Here is an 18,309-nt window from a genome sequence, read left to right as displayed (position 1 = left end):
ACAAAGGTTGACCGGTTCGCAGTGGAACCGATCGACTCCCCCGCCGCGAACGAGCTGTTTCACGCGTTCCCGCACAGCCGGGCCAGAATCGGCAGCGCGCGCTCCAGTTCATCGCGCGAACACGCGGCGTAGCCGAGCGCCAACCCGAACCACTGCTGCGGACCGCAGTGGTGCCGCCGCAGCCCGTCGAGCACCAGTCCGTGCTCCGCGGCCATCGCGACCACGTGCTGCTCGGTCTCCGCGTCCGGCAGCGGCAGCACCACGTGCGCCCCAGCGCGGTCGCCGAACACCTCGACGCCTTCGGCGGCGAGCTTCTCCACCACGAACGCCCGGCGCTGCGACAGCTCCCGCCGCAGGCGTCGCAGGTGCCGTCCGAGGTCGCCGTGGCGGGCGAGCTCCACCAGCACGCGCTGCCCCGCCGGAGCCGGGCTGGTCCCGGTGCGATCGCGGTGCTGCAGCACGCAAGCCGCGACGTCGTCGGGCGCCAGCATCCATCCCACGCCCAGGGTCGGGGTGAGGATCTTGCTCGTCGTGCCGAGGTGCACGACGACGTCCGGGGCCATCGACGCGAGCACCGGCAGCGGCGCCACGTCGTAGCGGAGCTCGCCGTCGTAGTCGTCCTCGATGATCAGCCAGCCCTCGGTGCGCGCCCGCTCCACCAGCGCGATCCGGCGCTCCGCCGGCAACCGGCCGCCGATCGGGTACTGGTGCGCGGGCGAGCAGTAGACCGCCTGCACGCCGCGCGGAATGGCATCGACCACGATGCCCGCGTGATCGACCGGTGCCGCCACCACCCGCACGCCCACCGACCGCAGCGCGCCGACCGCCCGCTGATATCCGGGCTCCTCCACGGCGACCGTCGCGCCGCGGCGGAGCACCGAGCCGGCCAGCTCGACGACCGCCGCGGTGGTGCCACCGGTGGCCAGCACGTTGTCCACCGTCAGCCCGCCGACGACCAGACCGCGGTGGCGCAGCAGGTGTTCGGCGATGGCTTCGCGGTATTCGATCGACCCGCCGCGATGCGGCTTCGAGTCGGGCGGGGTGTCCGCCGCCGCGCGCCAGGCCCGCCGCCACGCCGCCCGGTCGACTCCGCCCGCCCAGGGCACGCCGGGCGTCAGCACCACCATCGGCTCGTCCGCCTGCCGCGCGCCGCGGTCGGCGCCGGCGGTGGCCCCGGTCCGCGATCCGGGCGGGCTGGTCGTGACGTAGGTGCCCGAGCCGTGCCGTCCGGCGATCCAGCCCTCGGCGTGCAGCTGCTCGTACGCCGCGGCGGTCACGGTGCGGCTCACTTCGAGGTGCCGCGCGAGCGCGCGCGTGGACGGCAGGCGGTCGCCGCCGCGGAGCTGGCCGAGGGTGGCGGCGTGCCGCAACGCGTCGGCGAGCTGAACGGCGAGCGGGCGCGGATCGTCGCGACGCAGGTCGATGGCCAGCTCCAGCAGCGGCGAGCTGGCCGCGGGCACGGAATGTGGCATTTCGAAATTCTCCCTGATTGGCACTTCGATAATGCCACTTGCTGAAAGATCCTGTTCCTCGTGACCCGACAGCTCTCCACCACAGAACGGACCACCATCCGCCGCGGCAGCGACCGGGCCCGCACCGAGCGCAGCGAGCTGCACACCGCCCTGGACGCCGGCCTGATCTGCCACCTCGGCCTGCTGGTCGACGGCTCACCCCGGGTCGTGCCCACAGGCTACGGACGCAGCGACGACACGCTCTACGTGCACGGCTCGACCGGCGCGCGGAGCCTGCGGGAGGCCGCCGAGGGCGTCGAGGTGTGCGTCACGGTGACCCACCTCGACGGGATCGTCTACGCGCGCTCGCTGTTCCACCACTCCGTGAACTTCCGCTCCGCGATGATCCACGGGCGCGCCCGGAACGTCGTCGACGACGACGAGAAGCTGCGGGCGCTGCGGGTGATCACCGAACAGCTCGCGCCCGGTTCGTGGGACCACGCGCGGCAGCCGAACAAGCGGGAACTGGCCGCGACGGCGGTCCTCTCCGTCGACCTCGCCGAAGCCGCGGTGAAGGTCCGCAGCGGCGGCCCCAGCGACGACACCGAGGACGTCGAGGCGGGCAAGGCGTGGGCCGGGGTGCTGCCGCTGCGCATGCACTGGGGCGCGCCGGAATCCGCGCCGGACCTGCCGGCGGGGTTCGAGGTGCCGCGGCACGTCGGCGAGCGGCAGTACCGGCCATGAGCGTCGTGGAGCTGGAAGACGTCGAGCCCGCCTACCCGGTGCTCCGCGAGCTGCGGCCGGATCTGGCTTCGCCGGCGGAGTTCCGGGCGCAGGCGGAGCAGCAGCGGGCGGCGGGTTACCGGCTGATCGCGTCGCTCGACGGCGACGGCGAGGTCGCCGCCGTCGCCGGGTTCCGCACCGGGCAGTCGTTCGCATGGGGGGCCACTACCTGTACGTCGACGACCTCGTCACCCTGCCGACGGCCCGGAAGCAGGGGCACGCGAAGGCGCTGCTCGACTGGATCGACGCGGAGGCGCGCAGGCTCGGAATCGGGGAAATCCACCTGGATTCGGGCACGCACCGCCACGACGCGCACCGCCGCTACCTCGGGACCGGATTCGCGATCGCGTCCTTCCACTTCTCGAAACCCGCGCCCGGGGCCTGAGCCGCGGCCGGGTCGATTGTGGACACGGCGCGAAAGCCGTTGCGGCGCGGGGCGCCCGGTCTCCCGGGTGCCCCGCGCCGTCACCGCGCCTGGTGGAGGCCGGTGACCGGGTCGTGGGTGTAGAAGGTCATCCGGGCCCGGGCCGGGCGGTAGACGTGGACGCTCACCGCCGGGTCCGGCCCGTTGTTGTGCACCTGGTGCACGTAGTTCGGGCCGAAGACGCGGGACTGGCCCGCGGTCAGCGGGTGCAGCACCTCGGTGCCCCGGGGTTGGACGACGCGCTCGGTCAGGTTGCCGGTGATCACGGTGAAGGCGCCGGTGGCGCCGCCGTGGTCGTGCAGTTCGGTGTGCTGGCCGGGCAGCCAGCTCAGCAGCCACGCCTCGTAGCTCTCGGTGCGCGCGAGCAGGCCCGACCAGCGCTGGTCCGGGTCGTAGCGCAGCAGGTGCGTCCACGAGCCGCGGTCGGCGGCGAGTTCCCGGGCGATGCGGACCGGGTGCGCGATGGAGAGATCGGCAGGTGCGGCAAGGGTATTCGGCGGAACGGCGAACACGGCGGACGTCCTTCGGGATCGTGATGAGCCCCGGGCCGTCGGCGCGCGTGCGTGCGCGCCCGGAAACGCCCGGGGATTACGGGAGAACGATCAACACGAAGAACACAGACAGAGCGCGCTGGCGACGCGGCGCAGGTCGATGTGACCCCGTCGATCAGTCATAGCACGCAGCAACACGTGGAGAACTGAACCAGTCCGCGGGGACCCGCGTCAACTCGAACCCGCAAGATCTCACACCACGGTGACGAATCCCGCCCGCCGATGATCACTTCTGGGGTTCTGGAGGCCGTTTGGGATTCGGGAAGTCCGGTAGGGCGGGTTGTGGCCTTCGAAGCGGCGCAGCCGCTTAGCCCACCTAAGCAACTCTCACCGCCGCGGGTTCTCAGGCGTCTTCTCGCGAGGACAGCCCCGACTGGCATTCATGACGTCGGGGATCCCACAGCGAGAAGCCGCCTGAGGTTCCGCTACGCAGGACGAGCCTGGAAATAGCCCCTACAGGGCTTGGAGGACGTCGGCCACCAGGTCGTCGGGGTCTTCGCAGCCCGCCGAGAACCGGACGAAGCCCTCCGGCACCGGATCGCCCCACTGGGCCCGGCGGTCGACCGTGCTGTGCAGGCCGCCGAAGCTCGTCGCCGCCACGACCAGCTCGCTGCGCCGGACGAACTCCTCGACCGCCCGCGCATCGGCCAGCTCGAACCGGAACACCCCGCCCCAGCGGCGCATCTGCCGCCGGGCGAGCTCGTGCGACGGGTCGCCGGGCAACCCCGGCCAGCGCAGCCCGGACACCGCCGGGTGCTCGCGCAGCGCCTCGACGAGCGCCGCCGCGTTCTCGGCCTGCCGCGCCAGGCGCAGGTCCAACGTGCCCATGCTGCGGTGCGCCAGCCAGGTCTCGAAGGGGCCGGGGATCGAGCCGGAGAGCGTCCGCGCCCGCACCAGCCGCTGCGCCAGCTCCTCGTCGCGGACCGACACGTGCCCCATCAGGATGTCGCTGTGCCCGGACAGGGCCTTGGTGTCGCTGGCCACCACGATGTCCGCGCCCAGCTCCAGCGGCCGCTGCCCGAGCGGCGTCGCCGTCGTGTTGTCCACCGCCAGCAGCGCGCCCGCCGCGTGCGCGCGCTCCGCGAGTTCGGCGATGTCGCAGACGTCCAGACCCGGGTTCGACGGGGTTTCCAGCAGCACCAGGCGAACCCCTGCGAAGACGTCGTCGTGCCAGGGGCCGGGCGTGTCGATCTCGCGGACGTCCAGCTGCAGCTCGGCGAGCTCGTCGCGGACGAACTGGCGCGTCGCGTAATACCCGTCGCTGGGCAGGATCAGCGCGTCGCCGGGGCGGAGCACCGCGCGCAGCAGCGTGCTGATCGCCGCCATGCCCGACGGCAGCAGGACGCAGTGCCCGCCGTCCAGGTCGCCGATGGCCGACTCCAGCGCCCGCCAGGTGGGATTGCCCGCCCGGCCGTAGAAATCGGCGGCCTGGACGTCCTCGCCCAGGTGGAACGGCGCGGCGAAGACCGGGCCCGGCAGCAGCGGCGTCCCGCCGGCCGGCTCCGGGTGCCCGCCGCGCACGCAGCGCGTGCCGTCGCCAAGATCCGATGTGCTCACAAGTTCTCCCATCGCGAGTTCGGTGCCCCCTCGCGGTAACGGTTGTCGTGAGTGGTGGTGGCCGCTCCGGCGACCACGGCCGCTCACGACCTCGGGAAGCCGCCCGTCACTCCGGCTTGCGCTCGCGGCCGAGCAGTTCGGCGGCCGCGGGCGCGGGCGCGAGTCCTTCGTGGCACACCCGGTGCACCACGTCCGTGATCGGCATCTCGACGCCGTGCCGCGCCGCCAGCTGGCGGATCGACGAGCACGACTTCACGCCCTCGGAAACCTGCCCGTGCGCGGCCTCCTGCGCCTGCGCCAGGGTTTCGCCGCGTCCCAGCCGCTCGCCGAAGGTCCGGTTGCGCGACAGCGGCGACATGGCGGTGGCGACCAGGTCGCCCAGCCCGGCCAGGCCCGCGAACGTCATCGGGTCGGCGCCCAGCGCGACGCCGAGCCGGGTCGTCTCGGCCAGGCCGCGGGTGATCAGCGAGGACATCGTGTTGTGCCCGAAGCCCAGCCCGGCGGCCATCCCGCAGGCCAGCGCGATCACGTTCTTGCACGCCCCGGCGATCTCGATGCCGACGAGATCCGTGTTGGTGTAGGGCCGGAAGTACGGCGTCGAGCAGGCGTGCTGCAGTGCGACGGCCCGGTCGTGGTCCGGGCAGGCCACCACGGTCGCGGTCGGCTGCTCGGCGGCGATCTCCTTGGCCAGGTTGGGGCCGGAGACCACCGCGACGTGCTCCATCGGCACGTCCGCGACCTCGCCGATCACCTCGCTCATCCGCTTCAGCGTGCTCAGCTCGACGCCCTTGGCCAGGCTCACCAGCGTCGCCTCCGGCGGCAGCAGCGGCTGCCAGCCGGCGAGGTTCTCGCGCAACGTCTGGCTGGGCACCGCGAGCACCACCGCGCCGGCGCCGTGCACCGCCTCGGCGGCGTCATCGGTGGCGCGCAACGTCGACGGCAGCCGGATGTCCGGCAGGTAAGCGGCGTTGCAGCGGGTTTCGTTGATCGCCGCGGCGACCTCCGCGCGCCGCGCCCACAGGACTACGTCGTTGCCGGCGTCGGCGAGGACCTTCGCGAACGTGGTGCCCCAGGATCCTGCGCCGAGGACGGTGATCCGCTCAGGCCGCGCCATCGTCGCCCCGGCTCTTGCGAGCGCTGCTGTAGAACTCGTCCGGCGGCTGCTCACCGCGGATCTCGCCGAGCAGTTCCCGCACGCGGGCCATCGCCAGCTGCGTGACCTCGCGCAGCGCGTGCGTGTCGTGCTCCATGCCGCGGTAGGCCGACAGGTCCAGCGGCTCGCCGAAGACGAGCTCCACGGACTTGCGCGGGAACGGCCGGAACCGCTTCTCGTAGTGGTCGTAGATGTCGCGGGTGCCCCACCGGGCGGCCGGGATCACCGGGATGTCGTGCGCCAGCGCCAACCGCGCCACTCCGACCTTCGGCGTCATCGGCCAGCCGTCCGGGTCCTTGGTGATGGTGCCGTCGGGGTAGATCACGATCGCCTTGCCGCGCTCCAGCGCGTTGTGCGCGTCCTGCAGGCTCTTCTGCGCGTCGGCGGTGCCGCGGTAGACGGGGATCTGCTCGACGCCCACCAGGACGCTCTTGAGCACCGGCACGTTCCAGAGCGTGTTCTTCGCGAGGAACCGGGGCACCCGGCCGGCCCGGTGCACGGTGACGGCGTCGAAGATCGGGTCCAGGTGCGAGACGTGGTTGAACACCAGCAGCGCCGGGCCCTCGGCGGGGATGTGCTCCAGCCCGGTCACCTTGGTGCGGGCCAGCGCGGCGGTCAACGGGTAGAAGACACCGCGGGCGAGGCCGAGCCAGAACTTGCCCATGCCCTGCGCCTTTTCGCTGGTCTGCCTCCGCTGGCGCCGGAGGCTCTTCGGTTCCGCCACGGCATCTCCTTCAACTGGTCGCAAGCGCCCCGACAAGTTACCTGCCGGGCCGGGCCGCCGGACATCCCGCACGGCGGAAGCCGAATGCCGCCGGAGCGGTGCCGGTCCGGGGCCGCGCGACGGCAAGATGGCAGACGTGACCGCAGGTTTGTACCTCATAGTGCCGATCAAGCCGCTGCACCTGGCGAAGTCGCGGCTGCTCGGCGCCGCCGACCGGGGCGCGGCGCACGCCGACCTGGTCACGGCCGTGGCCTTGGACACAGTGACGGCCGCGCGCCGGGCGGCCGGTGTCGCCGGAGTCGTCGTGGTGACCTCCGACCCGACGCTCACCGAGACGTTCGCCGCCGAGGGCGTCGAGGTGCTCCCGGACACCCCGGCGGACGGGCTGAACGCCGCGTTGCGGCACGGCGACGCCGAGTTGCGGCGGCGCGGGATCGCGACGCGGATCGGCGCGCTGCAGGCGGACCTGCCCGCCCTGCGCCCCGTCGAGCTCGCCGCCGCGATCGCCGCCGCCGGTGACGACCGCTCGTTCTGCCCGGACCGGCACGGCACCGGCACCACGCTGCTGCTGGCGGAGCCCGGCGGGCCGCTCGCGCCCCGGTTCGGGCCGGGCTCGGCGGACGCGCACGCCGACTCCGGGGCGAAAACGCTCCTGGGGCAGTGGGACTCGCTGCGCTGCGACGTCGACACGGAGGCCGACCTGACCGCCGCGGCGGAGCTCGGCCTCGGCCCGCACACCGCCCGCGAGACGCGACGTTAAGCGGCTCGTATGTGAATGTTCATCCACAACCGTGAACATCACACGCGCACGTCAGAAGTCGAGGAGAACCGCCCGGATGAGCGACAATGGAAGGGTGAGCACCGACAGCAGCGACCGGATCCCGAAGCAGCCAGCCAAGCGGGCCTCCAGCGGCCGGGCACCTCGCGCGCCTCGCGCGGCCCGCCGCACCGGAAACCCGGTCGCTCCCGAGGCGCCGGCGACCGCCGACCGCGCCGTCGACACCACCGACGGTGCCCGGGTGCCCTCCGCCCCGCCCGCGGTGACCCGCGCGGCGGCCACCACCGACCTGCCCGAAGACCGGTACCTCAACCGCGAACTGTCGTGGCTCGACTTCAACGCGCGGGTGCTGGCGATCGCCGAGGACCAGTCGCAGCCGGTGCTGGAGCGCACCAAGTTCCTCGCGATCTTCGCGTCCAACCTGGACGAGTTCTACATGGTCCGGGTCGCCGGGCTGAAACGCCGCGAGGAGACCGGCCTCTCGGTGCGCAGCGCCGACGGGCTCACCCCGCACGAGCAGCTGGTGCGGATCGCCGCCCGCAACCAGGACCTGATGGAGAAGCTGAGCCGCGTCTTCCTCGACGAGCTGCTGCCGGAACTGGCGGCGCACGGCGTCCGGGTCCTGCGCTGGGCCGAGCTGGAAACCGCCGACCAGGACAGGCTGACCCGCTACTTCGAGGACCACATCTTCCCGGTGCTCACCCCGTTGGCGGTCGACCCGGCGCACCCGTTCCCGTACATCTCGGGGCTGTCGCTGAACCTCGCGGTCACCGTCGCCGACCCGGACGCCGGGCTGCGGCGCTTCGCGCGGGTCAAGGTGCCGGACAACGTGCCGCGGCTGATCCGCGTCGAAACCGACCGGGAGAACGAGCACGCCACCTTCCTGCCGCTGGAGGAACTCATCGCGGCGCACCTCGGGAAGCTGTTCCCCGGGATGCGGGTCGCCGAGCACCACATCTTCCGCGTCACCCGCAACGCCGACCTGGAGGTCGAGGAGGACCGCGACGAGGACCTCCTGCAGGCCATGGAGCGGGAACTCGCGCGCCGCCGCTTCGGGCCGCCGGTGCGGCTGGAAGTGACCGAGACGATGAGCGAGAACATGCTCGAACTCCTGCTGCGCGAGCTGGAGGTCGACCAGCACGACGTGGTGGAGGTCAAGGGACTCCTGGACCTGTCCTGCCTGTTCCAGCTGGACCGGTTGCACCGCCCGGACCTCAAGGACTCGCCGTTCGTGCCCGCGACGCACCCGGCGTTCGCCGAAGGGCAGACGCCGAAGAGCATCTTCTCCACGCTGCGCGAGGGCGACGTGCTGGTGCACCACCCCTACGACTCGTTCTCCACGTCGGTGCAGCGGTTCATCGAGCAGGCCGCGGCGGATCCGCACGTGCTGGCCATCAAGCAGACGCTGTACCGGACCTCCGGCGACTCCCCCATCGTCAACGCGCTCATCGACGCCGCCGAGGCGGGCAAGCAGGTGGTGGCGCTGGTGGAGCTGAAGGCGCGGTTCGACGAGCAGGCCAACATCCAGTGGGCGCGGACCCTGGAGCGCGCCGGCGTGCACGTCGTCTACGGCCTGGTGGGGTTGAAGACGCACTGCAAGACGGCGCTCGTGGTGCGCCAGGAGGGTTCCACGATCCGCCGCTACTGCCACCTGGGCACCGGCAACTACAACCCGAAGACCGCGCGGATCTACGAGGATCTGGGCCTGCTGACCGCCTCGCCGGAGATCGGCGCGGACCTCACCGACCTGTTCAACGTGCTCACCGGCTACGCCCGGCACGGCGAGTACCGCCGGATCCTGGTGTCGCCGCAGGGCATCCGCAACGGCATCGTGGAGCGCGTCGAGGACGAGATCGAGCGGGCCCGGCAGGATTTGCCGTGCGGCATCAGGATGAAGGTGAACTCGCTGGTCGACGAGCAGATCATCGACGCCCTCTACCGGGCTTCGCTGGCCGGCGTGCCGGTGCGCGTGGTGGTGCGCGGGATCTGCTCGCTGAAGGCCGGTGTGGAGGGGCTCAGCGAGAACATCGAGGTGCGCTCGATCCTGGGCCGCTTCCTGGAGCATTCCCGGGTGTTCCACTTCGTCGGCATCGACGAGCACTGGCTCGGCAGCGCTGACATGATGCACCGGAACCTGGACCGGCGGATCGAAACCCAGGTCCGGGTGACCGACGTGAAGCTCACCCGCCAGCTCGACGCGATGCTGGATTCGGCGCTGCACCCGGCGACCCGCTGCTGGGTGCTCAACGCGAAGGGCGACTGGGAGGCGTCGCCGCGCAGCGGGGAGCAGGTCCGCGATCACCAGGTGGAAATGCTGCGCATGCACGGTGCGAAGGTGTCCTGAGGAAGATGAGCATTACCGAGAACCAGCCGGTGCCCGGCGGAATCGACGAAGAAACGTCCGCACCGGTCCGGGCGGCCGGTGCCGTGCTGTGGCGCGCGGGCGCCGGCGGTACCGAGGTGGCGCTGGTGCACCGGCCCCGCTACGACGACTGGTCGCTGCCGAAGGGCAAGCTCGACCCGGGCGAGCTGCCCGCGCACGCGGCGGTCCGCGAGGTGGCCGAGGAGACCGGGTTTCCCTGCGTGCTGTCGCGATTCCTGACCCGGGTGGACTACTCGGTGCCGGTGGCCGGCGGCGGCCGGGCCCCGAAGGTCGTCGACTACTTCACGGCCCGGGCCGGCGACGGGTCGTTCGCGCCGAACGACGAAGTGGACGAGCTGCGCTGGCTGCCCACCGGCCGGGCGCGGGAGCTGCTGAGCTATCCGCACGACGCCGGGGTGCTCGACGCATTCGAGGAGTCGCCCGCCGAATCCGCGACCGTGTTGCTGGTGCGGCACGCGAAAGCAGGCAAAAGGTCCGAATGGGCCGGAGACGACGACCTGCGCCCGCTCACCGAAGCCGGACAGCGGCAGCGCGACGCATTGCATTCGCTGTTGTCGTTGTTCGGTCCCGCCCGCATCTATTCCGCGCCGCGACTGCGCTGCGAACAAACGGTGGCGCCGATCGCGGCGGACCTCGGAATCGGGATTGCGACCGAGCCGCTCTTTTCCGAAGAGGGCTATCTCGGCGATCCGGACGCGGCCGCCGACGTGCTCCGCAGGGTGGCCGGCGGCCCCGGCACGGCGGTGGTGTGCAGCCAGGGCGGCGTGATCCCGGACCTGGTGGCGCGGCTGGCCGATTCCGCCGACCTGTCGCTCGGCGAGGTGGCCAGCCGGAAGGGCAGCGTCTGGACGCTGACGTTCGCCCGGGACCGGTCTTCCGGGAACGGCAGCGCCCCGGCGCTGCGGCTGACCGCGGCGGACTACCTCGCGGACCCGCTGGCCTGACCGGCGGCGGGGAGAACGAGCAGGAGACGGATGCGTCGGCGAATTCGGTGCCGGCGAATGATCCGCCGACGCCCCGGCTCCAACTGACGACCGCGACCGCACCAGCACCGAACCGGCCGGGCCGGTGGTGTGCTGCGCGGGCGCTGTCCGGCGCTGATCGCGCCGTGTGGACGTTGCGCGCCGTCCACGGGTGAATCTGTGCGACCGCCGGCGCCCCGGCGGTCACGGCCTTCTCAAGCGGTTTTCCGGGCATCGCCTGACGTCGGGGCGATGACCGGACGACCGGGGAACGCCGTGAGCGGGCGGCTGGTAACCCCTTGCCGGGTCATCTCGCCGCCCGCTCGGTCCACTGGTGCTCGCTGCAGTAGCGAGCAGTCACTTCTTCGTGGACTTGCGCGTCGTCGTCGCCTTCTTGGTCGCCGGACGGGTCGTCTTGGCCGTCGACTTCGTGGCGGCGGCCTTGGCCGTCGTCGCCCGCTTCGCGGTGGACTTGGCCGGGGTCGCCTTGGCGGTGGACTTCGCCGGGGCCGCCTTGGCCGTGGTCGCCTTGGCGGCGGTCGCCTTGGTGGCGGTCCGCTTCGGAGCGGCCTTGGTGGCGGTCGCCTTCGCCGTGGTGGCGCGGGTCGCGGTCTTCGTCGCGGCGGCACGCGTGGTGGTGGCCTTGGCGCGAGTACCGGCGGGGGCCTTGGCGGCGCCCGCGGTCTTCGTGGTGGCACCACGGGTGGTGGCCGCCTTGGCCGTGGTGGCGCGCGGCAGTTTCCGCTGTCCGCCCACGACTTCCTTGAACTGGGTGCCGGCGCGGAAGGCGGGGACGTTGGTCTTCTTGACCTTCACGCTCTCACCGGTGCGCGGGTTGCGAGCGGTGCGTGCGGCGCGGGCCCGCTTCTCGAAAACCCCGAAGCCGGTGATGTTGACCTTTTCGCCCTTGTTGACGTTGCGAACGATGATGTCCACAACGCTTTCCACAGCCTGGCTGGCGGTCTTCTTGTCTCCGAGGCGTTCTGCCAGAGCCTCGATGAGTTGGGCCTTGTTCACTTCAGTCCCTCCCAGGACACAACAACGGCCCCGTTGGGCCGACTCAATGTCAACGGTAAAGCCCCGGACAAACAAATGCCATTCGCCACGCCTCATTTTTTCGTTGGGGCGTGGGCATTCGCGTCCGGGCAACGGGGTCCGCAGAGCTCCTGGAGCAACTGTTCAGTTGTCCCCCGGCGGGCGAGTTTTTCCTTTCACAACAGGAAAAACTCACCCCCGAAAGGCGCCTCGATCAGCCCTGGTGGGCGGGCAGGGTCGCCGGTTTGAAGCTCGGCCGGGCCCGCTCAAAAGTGTCGATCGTCTCGGCGTGCCGGAGGGTCAGACCGATGTCGTCGAGCCCTTCCAGCAGCCGCCAGCGCGTGTAGTCGTCGATGCTGAAGGGCACCGTGAGGTCCTTGGCTTGCACCGTCCGCTGCTCCAGATCCACCGTCACGGCGGTACCCGGCTCGCTCTCCAGCAGCTTCCACAGCAGCTCCACATCGGACTGCTCGCACTGGGCCGCCAGCAGCCCCTGCTTGCCCGAGTTGCCGCGGAAGATGTCCGCGAAACGGCTGGAGATGACCACCCGGAAGCCGTAGTCCTTCAACGCCCACACGGCGTGCTCGCGCGACGACCCGGTGCCGAAGTCGGGCCCGGCGACCAGCACGCTGCCGGCGCGGAAGGGCTCCTGGTTGAGGATGAAGTCCTCGTCCCCGCGCCAGGCGGCGAACAGGGCGTCCTCGAACCCGGTCCGGGAAACCCGCTTGAGGTAGACGGCCGGGATGATCTGGTCGGTGTCCACGTTGGACCGGCGCAGCGGGACGCCGACCCCGGTGTGCGTCTTGAACGGTTCCATCGTCACTGCTCCTGGTGGGATGTGGTTCAGGTCTTGTCTTTGAAGCGGCGGAGCCGCTTGGCCCACGCACGGTGACCACCCGCGGGTTCTCAGACGTCTTCTCGGGAGGACAGCCCCGACGCTGTGTGGACATGCATGAGTCGGGGATCCCGGACCGAGAAGGCGCCTGAGGTTCCGCTACGGGACCGCCTGCGCAGGCCGAGTTCAACGTCGGCGTTCAGCTCAGGTCTTCGGGGGAGGACAGGGTTCCGCGCACGGCGGTGGCGGCGGCGACCAGCGGGGAGACCAGGTGCGTGCGGCCGCCCTTGCCTTGCCTGCCCTCGAAGTTGCGGTTGGAGGTCGACGCGCTGCGCTCGCCCGGCGTCAGCTGGTCCGGGTTCATGCCCAGGCACATCGAACAACCGGCCGAACGCCATTCCGCCCCGGCCGCGGTGAAAACCTCGTGCAGCCCCTCGGACTCAGCCTGCTTGCGGACCTTCATCGAGCCGGGCACCACGAGCATCCGCACGTCCGCGGCCACCTTGCGGCCCTTGAGGACCTCGGCGGCGGCGCGCAGGTCCTCGATCCGACCGTTGGTGCACGAACCGAGGAAGACGGTGTCCACGGCGACCTCGCGCAGCGGCGTCCCGGGCGTCAAGCCCATGTACGCCAAGGCCTTCTCGGCGGCGAACCGCGCGCCCTCGTCGGCGATCTCCGCCGGGTCCGGCACCCGCTCGCCCAGCGGCAGGCCCTGCCCCGGGTTGGTGCCCCAGGTGACGAACGGGGTCAGTTCGTCGGCGTTCAGCGTGACTTCTGCGTCGAATGTGGCGTCGTCGTCGGTGCGCAGCGTCCGCCAGTACTTGACGGCCGTGTCCCAGTCCGCGCCCTCGGGGGCGTGCGGCCGCCCCTTCAGGTAGGCGAAAGTCGTTTCGTCGGGCGCGATCATGCCGGCCCGCGCGCCCGCCTCGATCGACATGTTGCAGACCGTCATGCGGGCTTCCATGGACAGCTTGCGGATCGCCTCGCCGCGGTACTCCAGGACGTAGCCCTGGCCGCCGCCGGTGCCGATCTTCGCGATGACGGCGAGGATCACGTCCTTGCTGGTGACTCCCGGCCGCAGCGTGCCCTCGACGTTGATGGCCATGGTCTTGAACGGCTTCAGCGGCAGGGTCTGGGTGGCCAGCACGTGCTCGACCTCGGAAGTGCCGATGCCGAACGCCAAAGCGCCGAACGCACCGTGCGTCGAGGTGTGGCTGTCGCCGCAGACCACGGTCGTGCCGGGCTGCGTCAGCCCGAGCTGCGGCCCGACGACGTGCACGATGCCCTGCTCGGCATCGCCCATCGGGTGCAGCCGGATGCCGAATTCCTCGCAGTTCTTCCGCAAGGTGTCGACCTGGGTGCGCGACACCGGGTCGGCGATCGGGAGGTCGATGCCGGTGGTGGGCACGTTGTGGTCTTCGGTGGCCAGCGTCAGGTCGGGCCGCCGGACGGGCCGCCCGGCCAGCCGGAGCCCTTCGAATGCCTGCGGACTGGTGACCTCGTGCACCAGGTGGAGATCGATGTAGAGCAGGTCTGGCTCGTGCCCTTCACCACGGCGCACGATGTGCGCTTCCCAAACCTTCTCCGCGAGCGTTTTTCCCATCGCTGCTCCCAGTCGAGCCTGCCGAGACCCGGATCGGGTCTCTCCCACAGAGTGGACTTCCCAGATGCCGGGAAGTTAGTATCGGTACGTGGGACAGCATAGCGGCATCGGAGTACTGGACAAGGCAGTGGCCGTCCTCCAGGCGGTAGCGGCCGAACCTTGCGGCCTGGCCGAACTGTGCAGCCGCACGGGGCTGCCAAGGGCAACGGCGCACCGCCTGGCGGTGGGGCTGGAGGTCCACCGCCTCCTGCGGAGGGGCTCGGACGGTCGCTGGCGCCCGGGTGCGGCGCTGGCGGAACTGGCGGGCGGAGCGGTGGATCCGCTCCTGGAGGCGGCGGCGACGGTCCTACCGAAGCTCAGAGACGTCACGGGCGAAAGCGTCCAGCTCTACAGGAGGGACGGAATGCAACGCCTGTGCATAGCGACGGCGGAACCGCCGAGCGGCCTGCGGGACACGGTCCCGGTGGGAACGGCGCTGTCGATGACGGCGGGCTCGGGGGCGAAGGTCCTCGCGGCCTGGTCCGACCCCGCGACCCAACGCGCGGTCCTGGCTGAAGCGGTCTACGGGGAACGAACGCTGATGGAGGTCCGGAGGAGGGGCTGGGCCCAGAGCGTCGCGGAACGGGAGTCGGGAGTGGCAAGCGTCTCGGCGCCGGTCCGGGACACCCAAGGCAACGTCGTGGCGGCCATATCGGTTTCGGGCCCGATCGACCGGATGGGAAGGCGCCCGGGAGCCCGCTGGGCGGCGGACCTGCTGGCGGCGGCGGACGCGCTCCAGAACCGCCTGTGAACCCAAGCGATGCGGGCCAACGGCCCGCATCGCCAAACCCCACGCGCCCCACCAGTCGAGAGGCGCCCAGCGGAAAATCCGCCGAAGGCGTCCCGCCCTCGACACACGCGAAGGTGCCCGCGCAGCACGGTTCCCACCCGCTGTCGGCCCGAGCAGAACCAACAACGCCCAGCGATCGCCCTGAAGACCGCTGAAGCCTACTGAAGCCACACGCCCAACTCCGCCACGATCCCATCGGCAGAGACCGACAAACCGGCCCAAGCGAAGCGCAGGGCAAACCCAAGCCCCCAAGCAAAGACGGCCCAACCCCAAACGCCCAAGCGAAGCGCAGGGCCGGCCAACTCGATGCGCCCAAGCGAAGCGCAGGGCCAACTCCCAAGGCCCCGGATAAAGGCAACCCGGCTCCAAAGGCCCAGATGAGGCTGTGTCTTCTGGCTGGTCGACAACCCAGGCCGGGTACCCCACGAAAAGCGATGGAGCCCACAAAAAAGCAACCCCCGCACCGTGGGGGGCATGGGGGGCTCGGCCCCCCAATCAAAAAACAAAAAGGGCCCTGTATACGCGAAGCGTATACAGGGCCCTCCCACCCTTGTAGTCCCGACGGGATTTGAACCCGCGCTACCGCCTTGAGAGGGCGGCGTCCTAGGCCGCTAGACGACGGGACCTTGGAACGAGAAGAACTTTACAGCACCCCGGAATCGCCTCGAACACCCACCCCCGGCAAGCGGGGTCCAACGCCCCGGAGCCGTCGCTTCCGGGGCGTTGACGAGCTACTTCTGCGATTCGGCGAGCAGCCGGAGGGCGAGTTCCTTGAGCTCCGGGCTCGCGGTGGCGGCGTTGCCGGAATCGAACGGCGGGTGCGGGTCGTACTCGACGGCGAGCTGGATGCCGCGGGCGATCTCGTCGCCGGCGAGGCGGGCGGCCAGGAAGAGCGCCATGTCGATGCCCGCCGAAACACCTGCGGCGGTGATGACCTTGCCGACCTGGACGTACCGCTCCGGCACGTACTTCACGCCGAACGTGCTCTCCAGGTAGCTCGCCGAGGCCCAGTACGTGGTCGCGCGGTCGCGGAGCAGACCGGCCGCGCCGAGGATCAGCGAGCCGGTGCAGACCGATGTGGTCCACGTCGTGCGCCGGTCCACGCGGCGGATCCAGTCGATCAGAGCCGGGTTCTCCATCGCGGCGACCGTGCCGCGTTCACCGGCGCCCGGGACGAGCAGCACGTCCAGCCGGTCCACCTCAGCGATCGACCGCTCGGCCACCACCGAGACCTGGCGCGTGTCGGTGCGAACCGGGCCGCGGCGCTCGGCGATCATCGTCACGGTCGCGCCGGGCAGCCGGGACAGCAGCTCGGCCGGACCGGTGGGGTCCAGCAGGCTGAAGCCGTCGTACAGCAGGATTCCGATGCGAGGGCCGCTGCCTTCCGCGACGGCGGTGCCGGCCGGGATGCCGAACGCGGCGACGGCGGCCATGCCGGCGAGCACTGTCCGGCGGGTCGTTGGTTGACTCCTCATGTCCGGGGAGTCTTGGCGGTTTCCGGGTCGAGCGGACGAGGCATGTCCGCCATCCTGCGAATCTTGTCCCCGGAGACCCCGTAGTGGTCGAGGAAAGCCTGGCGCAGCGTCGTCGCCGACCGGAACCCGCACCGGCGCGCGACAGCGGCCAGCGAAAGCTCGCTGGCCCGCACCAGCTGCGCGGCGGCCTCGGTCCGCGCAACCCGCACCGCGCGAGCCGGAGTGGTGCCCAGATGCGTGGCGAACAGCCGGTTGAGGTGCCTGCTGGTAACTCCGGCTCGGGCGGCCAGCGCGGACGGGCTCAGATCGTCGGCGAGGTTGGCGGTGATGTGCGCGAGCAGGTCCCGAACCAGCCGGTTGCTGGGCGGCGGAGCGGCCAGGAAGGTGCTGATCTGCGCCTGATCGGCCGGACGGTGCAGGTAGGTGACGAGTTCCCGGGCGACTTCACGAGCCAAGGTCGGGCCGTGGTCGTCCTCGATCAGAGCGAGCGTGAGGTCCAGTGCGCTGGTGACCCCGGCGGACGTGTAAACGTCGCCGTCCCGGATGTACAGCGGAGCGGGATCCACGGTCACGGAAGGGAACTCGGCGGCGAGGGATGCGCCGTACCCCCAGTGAGTGGTGACCCGCCGATCGTCGAGCAACCCGGCGGCGGCCAGCACGAAGGTGCCGGTGCAAACGGAAGCGATCCGCCGGCTCCGCTGAGCCAACCGCCGAACCTGCCCGAGCAGTCGCTGATCGGTGGCGGCGGCCCGAGTCCCGGCCCCACCAACGACGAGAACGGTATCGATCTCCCCGGTCAAGGAGGCCAAGCGCCGAGCGCCCCCGACGACGATCCCGGAAGAACTACGTGCCCCGGCCCCGGAAACGGTGGCCAACTCGACGACGTAAGGAGGAGAGGCCCCATGAGAGTTGGCAACCTCCAAAGCCCCACAAGGACAAGCGACGTCAAGGATCTGAGCCCCGTCATAAGCAACAACGACAAAGCGACGCCCAAGCCCCCCACCAAGACCCACAAGAAAAAGCTACCGCCCCAAAAGAGAAGAGCCCACCCCAAAACCCCAAGCAACCCAGGAGGCCCAACAACGAAAGCCCCCGCCCCCCAAGAAGAACACCCCAAGCCCAACAAGCCACAAGCCACCCAAGAAAGCCCCGAGCAACCCAACCCAACAAAGCAAAGCCCCAAACCAAGGCCCAAGCGAAGCGCAGGACCACCCCAGCAACCCAAGCGAAGCGCAGTGCGAACCCCAACACCCAAGCGAAGCGCAGGGCCAACTACGAAGGCCCAAGCGAAGCGCAGGGCCGGCCAACTCGATGCGCCCAAGCGAAGCGCAGGGCCAACTCCCAAGGCCCGGATAAAGGCAACCCGGCTCCAACGGCCCAGATGAGGCTGTGTCTTCTGGCTGGTCGGCAACCCAGGCCGGGTACCCCGCGAAAAGCGATGGAGCCCACAAAAAAGCAACCCCCGCACCGTGGGGGGCATGGGGGGCTCGGCCCCCCAATCAAAAACGAAAAGGGCCCTGTCTACGCGAAGCGTAGACAGGGCCCTCCCACCCTTGTAGTCCCGACGGGATTTGAACCCGCGCTACCGCCTTGAGAGGGCGGCGTCCTAGGCCGCTAGACGACGGGACCGCGTTGTTGAGTGATCACGAGGTGACCAGCTCGCTGGGGTACCAGGACTCGAACCTAGACTAACTGAACCAGAATCAGTCGTGCTGCCAATTACACCATACCCCATGGTGCCGGATGGCCAGCTCGGTTTTCCGATC

The 18,309-nt window shown here is 70.6% G+C and carries 16 protein-coding genes and 3 tRNA genes; 6 read left to right on the top strand and 13 right to left on the bottom strand.

The features are described 5' to 3' along the window. Nucleotides 1-59: 59 nt before the first annotated feature. Nucleotides 60-1,472 carry a PLP-dependent aminotransferase family protein gene (locus AB0H93_RS25685; protein ID WP_358575710.1) on the bottom strand — a complete coding sequence of 471 codons (1,413 nt, stop codon included), beginning with the start codon at nt 1,470-1,472 and terminating at the stop codon, nt 60-62. A 60-nt stretch (nt 1,473-1,532) separates the two neighbouring features. Here AB0H93_RS25685 and AB0H93_RS25680 point away from each other — a divergent pair, with 60 nt between their 5' ends. Together AB0H93_RS25680 and AB0H93_RS25675 are read left to right on the top strand one after the other, a co-directional pair. After that, nucleotides 1,533-2,195 carry a pyridoxamine 5'-phosphate oxidase family protein gene (locus AB0H93_RS25680; RefSeq protein WP_358575708.1) on the top strand — a complete coding sequence of 221 codons (663 nt, stop codon included), beginning with the start codon at nt 1,533-1,535 and terminating at the stop codon, nt 2,193-2,195. Between the two features lie 193 nt (nt 2,196-2,388). Further along, nucleotides 2,389-2,619, top strand: coding sequence for a GNAT family N-acetyltransferase (locus AB0H93_RS25675; RefSeq protein WP_358575706.1), 231 nt, complete (start codon nt 2,389-2,391; stop codon nt 2,617-2,619). Nucleotides 2,620-2,699: 80 nt separating this feature from the next. On the opposite strand, the gene AB0H93_RS25670 is transcribed toward AB0H93_RS25675, so the two are convergent. The 4 genes from AB0H93_RS25670 to AB0H93_RS25655 all read right to left on the bottom strand — a co-directional run bounded on the left by AB0H93_RS25670 (nt 2,700) and on the right by AB0H93_RS25655 (nt 6,643). Beyond that, on the bottom strand, nt 2,700-3,170 hold the full coding sequence (locus AB0H93_RS25670) for a cysteine dioxygenase family protein (protein WP_358575704.1): 471 nt from the start codon (nt 3,168-3,170) through the stop codon (nt 2,700-2,702). Nucleotides 3,171-3,662: 492 nt separating this feature from the next. After that, complete coding sequence (locus tag AB0H93_RS25665; protein WP_358575703.1) at nt 3,663-4,766, bottom strand: cystathionine gamma-lyase; 1,104 nt, start codon at nt 4,764-4,766, stop codon at nt 3,663-3,665. A gap of 106 nt (nt 4,767-4,872) precedes the next feature. After that, a complete protein-coding gene (locus AB0H93_RS25660) occupies nt 4,873-5,880 on the bottom strand; it encodes an NAD(P)H-dependent glycerol-3-phosphate dehydrogenase (protein WP_358575702.1) in 1,008 nt (335 codons plus the stop codon). Beyond that, complete coding sequence (locus AB0H93_RS25655) at nt 5,867-6,643, bottom strand: lysophospholipid acyltransferase family protein (protein WP_358575700.1); 777 nt, start codon at nt 6,641-6,643, stop codon at nt 5,867-5,869. Before AB0H93_RS25655 ends, AB0H93_RS25660 begins: the two co-directional genes overlap by 14 nt. A gap of 136 nt (nt 6,644-6,779) precedes the next feature. Here AB0H93_RS25655 and cofC point away from each other — a divergent pair, with 136 nt between their 5' ends. The 3 genes from cofC to AB0H93_RS25640 all read left to right on the top strand — a co-directional run bounded on the left by cofC (nt 6,780) and on the right by AB0H93_RS25640 (nt 10,748). Beyond that, nucleotides 6,780-7,403 (top strand): 2-phospho-L-lactate guanylyltransferase, encoded by a 624-nt coding sequence (gene cofC, locus AB0H93_RS25650; protein WP_358575698.1) that lies wholly within the window; start codon nt 6,780-6,782, stop codon nt 7,401-7,403. Between the two features lie 76 nt (nt 7,404-7,479). Next, a complete protein-coding gene (locus tag AB0H93_RS25645) occupies nt 7,480-9,765 on the top strand; it encodes an RNA degradosome polyphosphate kinase (protein ID WP_358575696.1) in 2,286 nt (761 codons plus the stop codon). A gap of 5 nt (nt 9,766-9,770) precedes the next feature. Further along, nucleotides 9,771-10,748 carry an NUDIX hydrolase gene (locus AB0H93_RS25640; protein WP_358575695.1) on the top strand — a complete coding sequence of 326 codons (978 nt, stop codon included), beginning with the start codon at nt 9,771-9,773 and terminating at the stop codon, nt 10,746-10,748. A gap of 375 nt (nt 10,749-11,123) precedes the next feature. On the opposite strand, the gene AB0H93_RS25635 is transcribed toward AB0H93_RS25640, so the two are convergent. The 3 genes from AB0H93_RS25635 to leuC all read right to left on the bottom strand — a co-directional run bounded on the left by AB0H93_RS25635 (nt 11,124) and on the right by leuC (nt 14,239). Beyond that, complete coding sequence (locus AB0H93_RS25635) at nt 11,124-11,783, bottom strand: HU family DNA-binding protein (protein WP_358575694.1); 660 nt, start codon at nt 11,781-11,783, stop codon at nt 11,124-11,126. 232 nt (nt 11,784-12,015) lie between these two features. Next, nucleotides 12,016-12,618, bottom strand: a complete 603-nt coding sequence (gene leuD / locus AB0H93_RS25630) for a 3-isopropylmalate dehydratase small subunit (protein ID WP_358575692.1) — start codon at nt 12,616-12,618, stop codon at nt 12,016-12,018. Between the two features lie 217 nt (nt 12,619-12,835). Continuing rightward, complete coding sequence (gene leuC, locus AB0H93_RS25625) at nt 12,836-14,239, bottom strand: 3-isopropylmalate dehydratase large subunit (protein ID WP_358575690.1); 1,404 nt, start codon at nt 14,237-14,239, stop codon at nt 12,836-12,838. A gap of 88 nt (nt 14,240-14,327) precedes the next feature. On the opposite strand from leuC, the gene AB0H93_RS25620 reads away from it, so the two are divergent. After that, the gene (locus tag AB0H93_RS25620) at nt 14,328-15,029 is read left to right on the top strand and encodes an IclR family transcriptional regulator (RefSeq protein ID WP_165968088.1); all 702 of its coding nucleotides are present in this window, start codon (nt 14,328-14,330) and stop codon (nt 15,027-15,029) included. A 592-nt stretch (nt 15,030-15,621) separates the two neighbouring features. Here the strand turns inward: AB0H93_RS25620 and AB0H93_RS25615 are convergent. From AB0H93_RS25615 to AB0H93_RS25595, 5 genes are all read right to left on the bottom strand, one after another. Continuing rightward, nucleotides 15,622-15,694 (bottom strand) — tRNA-Glu (locus tag AB0H93_RS25615). A gap of 105 nt (nt 15,695-15,799) precedes the next feature. After that, nucleotides 15,800-16,543, bottom strand: a complete 744-nt coding sequence (locus AB0H93_RS25610) for a DJ-1/PfpI family protein (protein ID WP_358575688.1) — start codon at nt 16,541-16,543, stop codon at nt 15,800-15,802. Then, nucleotides 16,540-17,556 (bottom strand): DJ-1/PfpI family protein, encoded by a 1,017-nt coding sequence (locus AB0H93_RS25605; RefSeq protein WP_358575687.1) that lies wholly within the window; start codon nt 17,554-17,556, stop codon nt 16,540-16,542. Before AB0H93_RS25605 ends, AB0H93_RS25610 begins: the two co-directional genes overlap by 4 nt. Before the next feature lie 543 nt (nt 17,557-18,099). Further along, nucleotides 18,100-18,172, bottom strand: a tRNA-Glu gene (locus AB0H93_RS25600). A gap of 33 nt (nt 18,173-18,205) precedes the next feature. Beyond that, nucleotides 18,206-18,277 (bottom strand) — tRNA-Gln (locus AB0H93_RS25595). Nucleotides 18,278-18,309: the final 32 nt, after the last annotated feature.

The organism is Saccharopolyspora sp. NPDC050642 (genome assembly GCF_040654735.1).
Lineage (GTDB): Bacteria > Actinomycetota > Actinomycetes > Mycobacteriales > Pseudonocardiaceae > Saccharopolyspora > Saccharopolyspora elongata.
This window is presented reverse-complemented; position numbering and strand designations above follow the sequence as displayed.